General features: G+C 65.7%; 10 protein-coding genes. 4 read left to right on the top strand and 6 right to left on the bottom strand.

Annotated elements, in window-relative coordinates; all coding sequences use genetic code 11:
* Positions 1-167: PAAR domain-containing protein (locus L6D64_RS27295; RefSeq protein WP_236192634.1), on the top strand; the 167-nt coding region annotated here is incomplete at its 5' end.
* 236 nt (positions 168-403) lie between these two features.
* On the opposite strand, the gene L6D64_RS27290 is transcribed toward L6D64_RS27295, so the two are convergent.
* The 5 genes from L6D64_RS27290 to L6D64_RS27270 form a co-directional block, all read right to left on the bottom strand.
* The gene (locus tag L6D64_RS27290; protein ID WP_176510149.1) at positions 404-1939 is read right to left on the bottom strand and encodes a DHA2 family efflux MFS transporter permease subunit; all 1536 of its coding nucleotides are present in this window, start codon (positions 1937-1939) and stop codon (positions 404-406) included.
* Positions 1936-3129 carry an HlyD/EmrA/EmrK family protein gene (locus L6D64_RS27285; RefSeq protein WP_176510148.1) on the bottom strand — a complete coding sequence of 398 codons (1194 nt, stop codon included), beginning with the start codon at positions 3127-3129 and terminating at the stop codon, positions 1936-1938. The genes L6D64_RS27290 and L6D64_RS27285 overlap by 4 nt, the downstream gene beginning before the upstream one ends.
* A gap of 30 nt (positions 3130-3159) precedes the next feature.
* Positions 3160-3633, bottom strand: a complete 474-nt coding sequence (locus tag L6D64_RS27280; protein ID WP_085679303.1) for a MarR family winged helix-turn-helix transcriptional regulator — start codon at positions 3631-3633, stop codon at positions 3160-3162.
* Positions 3634-3745: 112 nt separating this feature from the next.
* Complete coding sequence (locus L6D64_RS27275; protein WP_176510147.1) at positions 3746-4375, bottom strand: response regulator transcription factor; 630 nt, start codon at positions 4373-4375, stop codon at positions 3746-3748.
* 12 nt (positions 4376-4387) lie between these two features.
* On the bottom strand, positions 4388-5794 hold the full coding sequence (locus tag L6D64_RS27270) for a sensor histidine kinase (RefSeq protein WP_176510146.1): 1407 nt from the start codon (positions 5792-5794) through the stop codon (positions 4388-4390).
* Positions 5795-5988: 194 nt separating this feature from the next.
* Here L6D64_RS27270 and L6D64_RS27265 point away from each other — a divergent pair, with 194 nt between their 5' ends.
* The 3 genes from L6D64_RS27265 to L6D64_RS27255 all read left to right on the top strand — a co-directional run bounded on the left by L6D64_RS27265 (position 5989) and on the right by L6D64_RS27255 (position 10568).
* A complete protein-coding gene (locus L6D64_RS27265; protein WP_176510145.1) occupies positions 5989-7611 on the top strand; it encodes an acyl-CoA synthetase in 1623 nt (540 codons plus the stop codon).
* An 18-nt stretch (positions 7612-7629) separates the two neighbouring features.
* Positions 7630-9399: an acyl-CoA dehydrogenase C-terminal domain-containing protein gene (locus tag L6D64_RS27260; protein WP_176510144.1), complete on the top strand. Its 1770-nt coding sequence runs from the start codon at positions 7630-7632 to the stop codon at positions 9397-9399.
* 161 nt (positions 9400-9560) lie between these two features.
* Positions 9561-10568 (top strand): FecR family protein, encoded by a 1008-nt coding sequence (locus tag L6D64_RS27255; RefSeq protein ID WP_176510143.1) that lies wholly within the window; start codon positions 9561-9563, stop codon positions 10566-10568.
* Positions 10569-10572: 4 nt separating this feature from the next.
* On the opposite strand, the gene L6D64_RS27250 is transcribed toward L6D64_RS27255, so the two are convergent.
* On the bottom strand, positions 10573-11892 hold the full coding sequence (locus tag L6D64_RS27250) for a Na+/H+ antiporter family protein (RefSeq protein ID WP_176510142.1): 1320 nt from the start codon (positions 11890-11892) through the stop codon (positions 10573-10575).
* Between the last annotated feature and the right edge of the window lie 264 nt (positions 11893-12156).

The following is a 12156-nucleotide window of genomic DNA, read 5'->3' as shown; positions in this document are numbered from 1 at the left end:
TGCTGGGCGACAAGGCCAGTTGCCCGCTTCACCAAGGGGTTTTTGCCTTTGTCGAAGGGCACCCAAGCCGACGCATGAACGGTAAGCCGGTGGTGCTGCAAGGCCATCGGTTGGCCTGCGGGTGTCACGGCGTGGCCCGCCATGCGCTGAGTGTGAGCGTCGCGTAGTGCGTCGCCATCGCAAATGAATGCGCTCGACTGATTCAAAACCATCGGGCTCGTGCCTTTGGCTTTGGCTTTTGGAAGTGGGCTTTCACATCAGCTCTACACGTGGGGATGTTCGCTTTGGAGCTATCGGCGCCTGTAAGAGGTGTCCGCCACAACACCTTTTGTGCCTATAAGACCGAGCGCCGCGCGGGCGGCGCTCGATCTCAGACGCGCCAAAGCACTCCTGGCGAACGCCCTCAATGCCCCGCCGAAGCCGGCCCCGCCTTCGCCGTAAACGGCGGCTTGGCCAACCACACCAGCAGGATCAACCCGGCAAACACCCACGTCATCAAGGTGAAGTAATCCACCGTCGACATCATGTACGCCTGCGCGTTGACGATCTGTTCCAGCTGCGCATAGTGCTGCGCACTCGCCCCGCCCATCTGCTCCAGCGTATGCCGCGTCGCCGGGTCGAACGGGCTGATGTGCTCGCTCAGGTACGCATGATGCTGGTCCGCCCGACGAATCCAGATCCACGTCGTCAACGACGCCGCAAAGCTCCCCCCCAACGTGCGCAGGAAGGTCGCCAGCCCCGAACCATCAGCAATCTGATGCGGCGGCAAATCCGATAGCAAAATGCTCAAGGTCGGCATGAAGAACAACGCCACGCCAATCCCCATGAACAACTGCACCAGGGCGATGTGCTGGAAGTCCACCTCACTGGTGAACCCGGCACGCATGAAGCAACTGGTACCGATCGCCAGGAACGCCAGCCCCGCCAGCACCCGCAGGTCGAAGCGGTGCGCGTACTTGCCCACGAACGGCGACATGATCACCGGCAGCAAACCGATCGGCGCCACCGCCAGCCCCGCCCAGGTGGCGGTATAACCCATCTGCGTCTGCAGCCACTGCGGCAGGATCAGGTTGATGCCGAAGAACCCCGCATAACCACCCACCAGCACGAGGGTGCCGACCCGGAAATTGCGATGCACGAACAGCCGCAGGTTGACCACCGGGTGGCGGTCGGTGAGTTCCCAGATGATGAAGATCGCCAGGAACACCACCGAAATCAGCGTGCCGACGATGATGAACGACGACTCGAACCAATCCAGGTCATTGCCTTTGTCCAGCACCACCTGCAACGCACCGACGCCGACGATCAGCGTCAGCAGGCCGATATAGTCCATCGGCTGGCGGCTGGTGACCACTGGCCGCGTGCGCATCTGCTGGCGCACCACGGCAGCGGCGAACAGGCCGATCGGCACGTTGATGAAGAAGATCCACGGCCAGCTGTAACTGTCGGTGATCCAGCCGCCCAATATCGGCCCGGCAATCGGCGCCACCACCGTGACCATCGCCAGTAACGCCAGGGCCATGCCCCGTTTCGCCGGCGGGTATACAGCAATCAGCAACGTCTGGGTCATCGGGTACAACGGCCCGGCCACCACACCCTGCAATACACGAAAGCCCACCAGCTCCGGCATCGACTGGGCGACACCGCAGAGGAACGAGGCCAGCACGAACAGCAGCGTGGCCCAGATGAACAGCTTCACCTCGCCAAAGCGCCGGCTCAGCCAGCCGGTCAGCGGCAAGGCAATGGCATTGCTCACCGCGAACGAGGTGATCACCCAGGTACCCTGCTCGTAGCTCACCCCCAGGTTGCCGGAGATGGTCGGCAGTGCCACGTTGGCGATGGTGGTGTCGAGCACCTGCATGAAGGTCGCCAGCGACAGGCCGATGGTGGTCAGCAGCAGGCTCGGCGGCGTGAACTGCGCCGGGGCGTTGTTGCTCATCGCTGGGCCGTCTTGCCGGTGGCGCTGTTCTCGTGGATCAGCCGGGCGATCAGGTTGTCGGCCTCGACCAGCTGGCGGTCATACACCTGGGTGGTGTAGCTGGCCTGCTGCGGTGGCTGCTGGGCCAGGGTCGGGCCGCTCTGGTCGTGCAGGTCGACCTCGACCACGGTGGACAGGCCGATGCGCAGCGGGTGGTCCTTGAGCTGGTCAGGGCTGAGGTGGATGCGCACCGGCACGCGCTGGACGATCTTGATCCAGTTGCCCGTGGCGTTCTGCGCTGGCAGCAGGGCGAAGGCGCTGCCGGTACCCGCGCCGAGGCTGTCGACCGTGCCGCTGTACTTGACCTCGCTGCCGTACAGGTCGGCGCTGATTTCCACCGGCTGGCCGATGCGCATGTCGCGCAGTTGGGTTTCCTTGAAGTTGGCGTCGATCCACACCTCGTTCAGCGGGATCACCGCCATGGTCGCGATGCCGGGCTGCAGGCGCTGGCCGAGCTGCACGGTACGCTTGGCGACATAGCCGGTCACCGGCGCCACCAAAGTGGTACGCGCGTGGTCGAGGTAGGCCTGGCGCAGATCGGCCGCGGCCGCCATCACCTCAGGGTGCGAGGACACCACGGTGTCATCGACCAGGGCGGTGCTGGTGTTGAGCTGCTGGCGTGCGCTGTTGACGGCGGCCTGGGCCACGGTCAGGTCGTCCCGGGCATGGGAAATCTCTTCCGCGGCAATCGCGCCGCTGTCGGCCAGCACCTTGCGTCGGTTGTAGTTCTGCTGCGCCTTCTGCAGTTCGGCCTGGCGGGTTTGCAGCTGAGCCTTGAGCGAGTCGACGTTGCTGTACAGCCCGCGCACCTGGCGCACCGTGCGAGCCAGCTTGGCCTCGGCGGACTGCAGGGCCACCTCGCTGTCGGACGGGTCGAACTGCAACAGCACCTGGCCGGCATGCACCAGGTCGCCGTCATCGGCGCCGATGCTGGTGACAGTGCCGGTCACCAGCGGGGTGATCTCCACCACGTTGCCGTTGACGTAGGCGTCATCGGTGCTTTCGTGCCAGCGCCCGATCAGGCTGTACCAGGCCCAGGTGCCGGCGCCGGCGAGCAGTACCAGCAACAGCAGGCCAAGCAGCCAGGCCTTGCGCTTGTCCGACGCTGGCGCGTCGGCGGGGGGAGTTGCGGTGTCTGTGGGAGTGGCCATGACAATACCTTGGAATATGCGAAACAGGGATCAACGATCGCCGAAGCGGCGGATCGTCAGCGGGTCGCCGGCACCCAGCAGAACCTTGGCCAGCAAACCTTCGAGGGTCTTCAGCTCGTCTGGCTGCAATACGCCGACCAGTTCGTTCATCGCCGCCGCGCCGATCTCCGGCAGCCGGTCGGCCAGGCGCTGGCCGTCGGCGGTCAGCGCCAGGCGCACCTGGCGGCGGTCATCGGCGCAGCGGTTACGCAGGATCAGGCCCTTCTGCTCGAGGCGGTCGAGCATGCGGGTCATCGAACCGCTGTCCAGGCCCAGGTAGCGGCACAGTTCGGCCGGGGTATCCACCTCGTACTGGGTGACGATGATCAGCACCTTGAACTGTGCGGCGGTGACGCCCTCCGATTCGAGGTGCCAGTCGAGAATGCGGTCCTTGAGGATCGCCGCACGGCCCAGCAGCATGCCGATGGCGCAGGTCTGGAAGTTTTCCGGGGTGAAATGGGACATCGGGGTCTGCTCGGGCAATTGTTTAAAAATATTACTGCCTAGGCAGTGAATGTCAAAGCTTTGATTAGGGGGCTATGCAAATATTCATGAAACGGCCGTTGCCGGCGACGTTTCACCGCGCGCGCAAACCCAGCGCCTCCACGGCTCCGCAAGCGATCGCCATGCCGACCAGCTCGGCCAGGCTGCCTGCCTGCAAGCGCTTCATCACCCGCCCCCGGTACAGGTCCACGGTCTTCACGCTGATGCCGAGGCGCTCGGCGATCTCGCGGTTGCTCAAGCCTTGGGCCAGCGGCACGAATACGTCGCGCTCGCGGGGTGTCAGGGCATCCACACGTGCCTGCACCGCGGCCAGCACCAGGTCGTCCTGGCGCGCCTGCCCTGCCCGCTCCAGTGCAGCCTGCACACTGTCGAGCAGCAACTGGTCGCTGTAGGGCTTTTCGATGAAATCGCTTGCCCCGGCCTTGAACGCCCGCACCACGATCGGCACATCGGCATGGCCACTGACGAAGATCACCGGGATCTGCAGCCCGCGCTCGCGCAGCGCCTGCTGCACCGCCATGCCACCCAGCCCGGGCATGCGCACATCGAGCAGCACGCAAGCCGGCCCATCGTCCACGCAGGCATCGAGAAACCCCTGGCCGCTGGCGAACGGCACGCCCTGCAGGCCCACCGATTCCAGCAACCACACCGTCGAATCACGCATACCCTGGTCGTCGTCGACCACATACACCTTCGCTTGCACCCTGCTCTCTCCTTATCCCCGGTTCACTGCCAGCCGGCAGCACAGCACCAGCCCACCCGTTTCACCCGCACGTGCCCAGAGGCTGCCGCCGAACCCTTCGATCAGGCTGCGGCTCATGCTCAGGCCCAGGCCCAGGCCATCGGCCTTGCTGGTACTGAACGGGGTGAAGATCTCATCCAGGCGCTCGGCGGCCACGCCCGGCCCCTGGTCGGCGACCTCGATCAGCACCCCGTCGCCCTCGCGCACGGCGCCCAGCAGGATACGTGACGGCTGCGCCCCCTGCTGCTCGCGGTTGGCCTCGATGGCATTGCGCAGCAGGTTGAGCAGCACTTGCTCAAGCAAGACCCGGTCGGCGAACACCGCTGGCAATTGCCCGCCGATGCGCAGTTCGACAGCGACCTGGTCACGTGCCGCCTCCCAGGCACACAGGCGCATGGCTTCAGCCGCAACTTCGGCCACCTCCACCGCCTGCAGGCGCCGCGGCCCCTTGCGCAGGAAGGCGCGCAGGCGGCGAATCACCTCGGCGGCGTGGGTCGCCTGCTCGGTGATGCGCTGCAGGCCCTGGCCAACCCGTTCACGCGCCTGCGGGTCGCGCTCCAGGCCTTGCAGGTAACGCTGGCTGGCATTGGCATAGTTGACCACCGCCGCCAGCGGCTGATTCATCTCGTGGGCGATCCCCGACGCCAGTTCGCCCAGGGTGGCAAGCCGGGCACTGTGGGCCAGGTTCTCCTGGGCCTCGATGCGCAAAGTGATGTCACGCGACACGCTGACTACCTCCACCACCGCACCGGTGTAGGTTTCGCGGATCGCGCGGCTGGCGATCTCGAACCAGCGATACGCGCCGCTGGCATGGCGGACGCGGCAGGTCATGGTGTGATAACCGTCCTGGTCCAATGCGGCGGCGGCCTGGCGCAGTACCTGGCGCCGCTCGCGCGGGTGCAGCAGGGCCCGTACCGGCATGCCGCGAAGCTGCTCCGGCCATAGGCCAAGCAGGCGGTAGGCGGCTGGCGAGGCATCGAGGAAACGGCCGTCCGGGCTGTGCCGGGAAATGAGGTCGGTGGTGTTCTCGATGATCAGCCGATACAGGCGCCGCGCGCGGCTCGCCTCACGGGCGCCTTGGCGCTCCTCGCTGGCGTCGCGGCAGCGCACCAGCACCCGCTGGCCCTGGTCATCGGGGATGAAGGTCCACAGCAGAATGCGATCGCCGACCTGCTTTTCCACATCGGCGATTGCCCGGTGCTGACGCAGGCAGGCACGCACCAGCGCCGCACAGTTGCCCGGCAGCCAGTCGTCGAGCACCGCGGCTGCGCCAATCAGCGCCTGCAAAGCCGGGTTGCTTGCCTGGGCACGGGCATCGGCGGCCAGCAGCACGCTGGGTTGTGGGTCCTTGGCGAGCAAGGGTGAAAGGGTCTGGTCCACTGTCGGCGCTCGTTCTTATAGTAGTTTTACTATATTGCTATAGTCGATATTCCATCTACGATAGCGGTTCGCGTAAAACTGCGACAGGGGCAAGCGGCCATCGGCGCGCTGCCCGCACCCTGATCAGAGCTAACAATCAGCCACCGGGGGGCCACACGCACAGGCTGCGTCTGCCTCCCCTACAGGATTACCGTATGTCGATCTTCGCCCAGGGCCTGATGCCCGCTGCCGTCAACCACGTCGCCCTCACCCCGCTGAGCTTCATCGAACGTACCGCCGCCGTGTATGGCGATTACCCGGCCGTGATCCACGGCGCCATCCGCCGCAACTGGCGCGAGACCTACCAGCGTTGCCGACGCCTGGCCAGCGCCCTGAGCGGGCGTGGTATTGGCCGCGGCGACACGGTGGCGGTGATGCTGCCGAACATTCCGGCCATGCTCGAAGCGCACTTCGGTGTGCCGATGATCGGTGCCGTGCTCAACACGCTCAACGTGCGCCTGGACGCCGAGGCCATCGCCTTCATGCTGCAGCATGGCGAAGCCAAGGTGCTGATCACCGACCGCGAGTTTCACGGCGTGATCGCCGCCGCCCTCGCCATGCTCGAACACCCGCCGCTGGTGGTCGACGTGGATGACCCCGAATACGGCGAAGGCCGTGCGCTCAGCGAGCTCGACTATGAAGCGCTGCTGGCCGAAGGCGACCCGGACTTTGCCTGGGAATGGCCCGAGGATGAATGGCAGGCCATTTCGCTGAACTACACCTCGGGCACCACCGGCAACCCCAAGGGCGTGGTCTATCACCATCGCGGCGCCTACCTGAACGCCATCGGCAACCAGATGACCTGGACCATGGGCCACCGCCCGGTGTACCTGTGGACCTTGCCGATGTTCCACTGCAACGGCTGGTGCTACCCCTGGACCATCACCGCGCTGGCCGGCACCCACGTGTTCCTGCGCCGGGTCGACCCGCAGAAGATCCTCACCCTGATCCGCGAACACCGGGTCAGCCACCTGTGCGGCGCGCCGATCGTGCTCAACGCCCTGGTCAACATGCCGGAGGCCGCCAAGGCCGCCATCGACCACCCGGTGCAGGCCATGGTCGCCGGCGCCGCACCACCGGCCAAGGTCATCGGCGCGGTCGAGCAGATGGGCATCCGCGTCACCCACACCTACGGCCTGACCGAGGTCTACGGGCCGGTCACTGTCTGCGCCTGGCATGACGATTGGGACGGACTGCCGCTGGAGGAACGGGCGCGGATCAAGTCGCGCCAGGGCGTGCGCTACCCCACCCTCGACGGCCTGATGGTCGCCGACCCGCAGACCCTGCAGCCGGTACCGCAGGACGGCAACACCCTGGGCGAGATCTTCATGCGTGGCAACACGGTGATGAAGGGCTACCTGAAAAACCCCGAAGCCACCGCCGAGGCCTTCCGCGGCGGCTGGTTCCACACCGGCGACCTGGCCGTGTGGCACGCCGACGGCTATGTCGAGATCAAGGACCGGCTCAAGGACATCATCATTTCCGGCGGCGAGAACATCTCGACCATCGAAGTCGAAGACACCTTGTACAAGCACCACGCCGTGCTGGAAGCCGCCGTGGTCGCCCGCGCCGACGACAAGTGGGGCGAAACGCCCTGCGCCTTCGTCGCCCTCAAGCCCGGCCATGAGCAGACCCGTGAAAGCGACATCATCAGCTGGTGCCGTGAGCACCTGGCCGGGTTCAAGGTACCGAAGACCGTGGTCTTCGGCGAGCTGCCCAAGACCTCCACCGGCAAGATCCAGAAATACGTCCTGCGCGACCGCGCCAAGGCCCTGTGAACCGTTATCGAGCCTGACATGACCGACTACACCGCTCCGCTGCGCGACATGCGCTTCATCCTCCATGACGTGTTCCAGGGCCCGGCCCTGTGGGCACGCCTGCCCGCCTTGGCCGAGCGCGTCGACGGCGAAACCGCCGACGCCATTCTCGAAGAGGCCGCCAAGGTCACTGGCCAGCTGATCGCCCCGCTCAGCCGTAACGGCGACGAGCAAGGTGTGCACTTCGACGCCGGCAACGTCACCACCCCGGAGGGCTTTCGCGAGGCCTGGCGTACTTACCGCGAAGGCGGCTGGGTCGGCCTGGGTGGCAACCCCGAATACGGCGGCATGGGCATGCCGAAAATGCTCGGCGTGCTGTTTGAAGAAATGCTCTACGCCGCCGACTGCAGCTTCAGCCTGTATTCGGCGCTGAGCGCCGGCAGCTGCCTGGCCATCGACGCCCATGCCAGCGAAGCGCTCAAGGCCACCTACCTGCCGCCGCTGTACGAAGGCCGCTGGGCCGGCACCATGTGCCTGACCGAGCCCCACGCCGGCACCGACCTGGGGCTGATACGCAGCCGCGCCGAACCCCAGGCTGACGGCAGCTATCGCATCAGCGGCAGCAAGATCTTCATCACCGGTGGCGAACAGGACCTCACCGAGAACATCGTCCACCTGGTGCTGGCCAAGCTGCCGGACGCCCCGGCCGGGGCCAAGGGCATCTCGCTGTTCCTGGTGCCCAAGTATCGGGTCGAGGCCGACGGCAGCCTCGGCCCGCGCAACGCCGCACACTGTGGCTCGATCGAGCACAAGATGGGCATCAAGGCCTCGGCCACCTGCGTGATGAACTTCGACGGCGCCAGCGGCTATCTGGTCGGTGAGCCAAACAAGGGCCTGGCGGCGATGTTCACCATGATGAACTACGAGCGCCTGTCCATTGGCATCCAGGGCATCGGCTGCGCTGAAGCGTCGTACCAGAGCGCCGCACGCTACGCCAACGAGCGCCTGCAAAGCCGCGCCGCCACCGGCCCGAAGGCGTCTGAGAAGGCCGCCGACCCGATCATCGAGCATGGCGATGTGCGGCGCATGCTGCTGACCATGCGCGCCCTCACCGAAGGCGGCCGCGCCTTTGCCGCCTATGTCGGCCAGCAGCTGGACCTGGCACGCTACGCCGAGGATGGTGGTGAACGCGAGCATGCCCAGCGCCTGGTCGCGCTGCTGACCCCGGTGGCCAAGGCGTTCTTCACCGACAACGGCCTGGAAAGCTGCGTGCTTGGCCAGCAGGTGTATGGCGGCCATGGTTACATCCGCGAGTGGGGCCAGGAGCAACGGGTGCGCGACGTGCGCATCGCGCAGATCTACGAAGGCACCAACGGCATCCAGGCCCTCGACCTGCTCGGGCGCAAGGTGCTGGCCGATGGCGGCCAGGCCCTGGCCTGCTTCGCCGCCGAAGTGCGGGCCTTCAGTGCCGGGGCACCGCTGCACCGCGAAGCCTTGCAGGCCAGCCTGGCGCGCCTGGAAGCCACCAGCGAATGGCTGCGAGCTCGGGCACGCGAGGAGGCCAACCTGGTCAACGCCGTGGCCGTGGAATACCTGCACCTGTTCGGCCTGACCGCGTACGCCTACATGTGGGCGCGCATGGCGGCGGTGGCCCAGGCCAGGCACGCCGAAGACCCGGCCTTCCATGGCGCCAAGCTGGCCTGTGCGGCATTCTTCTTCCAGCGCCTGCTGCCGCGCAGCCTGGCCCTGGATGCCAGCATCCGCGCCGGTAGCGCCAGCCTGTACGCAATGGCAGCCGAGCAGTTCTGAGCCGGCAAGGGAGCGCTTCGTGCTTGCCGCGAAGCGTTCTCAAACGCTGGAAATCCCTTGCGAAACCGACGAAAGACCCACATAACTGATAGTCATTCGCCATTACCTCGGTTCTCGGGAACCCCTTTGCAGGGGTAGAATGCGCAAAACCCGGAGCCATGATGAACCAAGACCGCCTCAATCCCAGCCCAGACGATGCCATCACCGATGCCGCCGCGCACTGGTGCATGCGCCTGCACGCCGACGATTGCACACTGGTCGAGCGTGAGGCCTTCGCCCGCTGGCTGGCGGCCGACCCGCGTCATGCCGAGGAATACCAGGCGATGCTGGAAATCTGGCAAACCGCCGACCTGTTGCCGCGCACCGCCACGGTCGTCGACTTCAACCCGCCTGCCCGGCACGTGCCCCGGGCACGTAACTGGCGGCCACTGGCCTCGGCAGCGGCGCTGGCCCTGCTGGCATTGCCGCTGGCCGGCTGGGTGGGTTGGGAGCAAGGCTGGGTGCCCAACCACTACCAGCACTTCGAAGCGGGCAACGAGATGAAGTCCGTGCAGTTGAGCGACGGCAGCGTGGTCGAGCTCAATCTCCACACCGAACTGACCTACCTCAACTACAAGGACCAGCGTCAGGTCACCCTCAAGCGTGGCGAAGCCTTCTTCAAGGTGCAGCACGACAGCAGCCACCCGTTCATCGTCCGCGCCGGTGGCGGCCAGACCCGCGTCACCGGTACCCAGTTCAACGTCTGGAAGTACCAGGACCAGGTCAAGGTCACGCTGGTGCAGGGTTCGGTGCTGGTCAGCAGCGCGGGCAGTGCTGGCGGCTACCGCCTTGGCCCTGGCATGCAGGCCAGCTACCACACGGGTGATTTCGAGCCGCAACTGGCCGAGAACAGCGACTACGACAACAGCCTGGCCTGGCGCAACGGCAAGCTGGTGCTCGACAACCTGAGCCTGGAGCAGGCCCTGCCGGTGATCAACCGCTACCTCGAGGCCCCGCTGCTGCTGGCCGACCCCGGCACCGGGCGCATCCGCATCAGCGGCATCTACAACACCGGCGAGGTCGAGCGGCTGGTGGACAACCTGCCCAAGGTGTTGCCGGTGTACCTGACCCGCAGCAAGGACGGCAGCACCGTCCTCAACAGCATTTCCCCACCACCCGACAAGGGCTGACGCCTTACAGCGTCATCGCCGCCAGCCAGCCGAACGCCAGCAGCGGCAGGTTGTAGTGAAGGAAGGTGGGGACCACCGTGTCCCAGATGTGGTGGTGCTGGCCATCCACATTCAGCCCGGAGGTCGGGCCGAGGGTCGAATCCGACGCAGGCGAGCCGGCATCGCCCAGGGCTCCTGCAGTGCCGACGATGCATACCGTGGCCAAGGGATCGAAGCCCAGCTGCACGCACAGCGGCACAAAGATCGCAGCCAGGATCGGCACCGTCGAGAACGACGAGCCGATGCCCATGGTCACCAGCAACCCCACCAGCAACATCAGCAAGGCGCCAATGCCCTTGCTGTGGTCGATCCACTGCGCGGAGGCCTCGACCAGGCTTTTGACCTCGCCGGTGGCCTTCATCACATCGGCAAACCCGGACGCGGCGATCATGATGAAACCGATCATGGCCATCATCTTCATGCCCTCGGTGAACAGGTCGTCGGTGTCCTTCCAGCGCACGATCCCCGACAGTGAAAAGATCAGGAAGCCCACCATGGCGCCGATGATCATCGAGTCCAGCCACAGTTGCACGACGAATGCCGCAGCGATCGCCAGCCCCGCCACCAGCAGGGTCAGCGGGTTGTACTGCACGCTGACCTGCTCGACCTGCTCGATGCGCGCCAGGTCGTAGTCGCGTTTCTTGCGGTAGCTGATGAACACCGCCAGCAGCAAGCCAGCCAACATGCCAGCGGCCGGGATGGCCATGGCATGGGTGACGTTGACCCCGCTGACATCGACCCCGGCACGGGCGACGTTGGCCAGCAGGATCTCGTTGAGGAAGATGTTGCCAAAGCCCACCGGCAGGAACATGTACGGCGTGATCAGGCCAAAGGTGATGACACAGGCGATCAGCCGACGGTCGATGCGCAGGCGCGTCAGCACGTACAGCAGTGGCGGCACCAGCAGCGGGATGAAGGCAATGTGGATGGGCAGGATGTTCTGCGACGACACCGCCACCACCAGCATCAGGCCGATCAGCAGCCATTTGACCTTGCCGCCGTTGGCATGGCCCTGCCGGTCGATCATGGTCAGGGCGCGGTCGGCCAGGGCATGGGCCAGGCCCGACTTGGCGATGGCCACGGCGAAGGCACCGAGCAGGGCGTAGGACAGTGCCACCGTGGCGCCGCCACCGAGGCCGCCGTTGAAGGCCTTGAGCGTGCCTTCGATGCCCAGCCCGCCCACCAGGCCACCGGCCAGTGCGCCGATGATCAGGGCGATGACCACATGCACGCGGGACAGGCTGAGTATGAGCATGATGCCGACGGCGGCGATCACTGCGTTCATGGTGTGGGGTTCCTCATAGCGGCAGACAAAAAAGCGCGCACTGTGACGGAGTGGGCGTTGGATGTCAAAAGCGCCATGTTGCGGCGAATTTCGCCGGCATTTTAAATTGAATGTTTGAATAAAGAAAAAAGCGCCAGGGCCGATACAGGGGGAGGCTCAGAGGTGCCTGCCTTCAGGTTTTCAGCGCTCGATCTCCCGGGCGCCAAATACCTCAAGCCAAACACCTCTGAGCCTCACCGCCAAACCCTTACTGCCAGAAAAAGG

The organism is Pseudomonas urethralis, from assembly GCF_021602465.1.
Classification (GTDB): domain Bacteria; phylum Pseudomonadota; class Gammaproteobacteria; order Pseudomonadales; family Pseudomonadaceae; genus Aquipseudomonas; species Aquipseudomonas vlassakiae.
This window is presented reverse-complemented; position numbering and strand designations above follow the sequence as displayed.

Bases quoted from the DNA above. Each gene is read 5' to 3' on its own strand.
- L6D64_RS27285 (WP_176510148.1), bottom strand. From the start codon at position 3,129: ATGGCCACTCCCACAGACACCGCAACTCCCCCCGCCGACGCGCCAGCG.
- L6D64_RS27260 (WP_176510144.1), top strand. From the start codon at position 7,630: ATGACCGACTACACCGCTCCGCTGCGCGACATGCGCTTCATCCTCCAT.
- L6D64_RS27250 (WP_176510142.1), bottom strand. From the start codon at position 11,892: ATGAACGCAGTGATCGCCGCCGTCGGCATCATGCTCATACTCAGCCTG.
- L6D64_RS27280 (WP_085679303.1), bottom strand. From the start codon at position 3,633: ATGTCCCATTTCACCCCGGAAAACTTCCAGACCTGCGCCATCGGCATG.
- L6D64_RS27265 (WP_176510145.1), top strand. From the start codon at position 5,989: ATGTCGATCTTCGCCCAGGGCCTGATGCCCGCTGCCGTCAACCACGTC.
- L6D64_RS27290 (WP_176510149.1), bottom strand. From the start codon at position 1,939: ATGAGCAACAACGCCCCGGCGCAGTTCACGCCGCCGAGCCTGCTGCTG.
- L6D64_RS27255 (WP_176510143.1), top strand. From the start codon at position 9,561: ATGAACCAAGACCGCCTCAATCCCAGCCCAGACGATGCCATCACCGAT.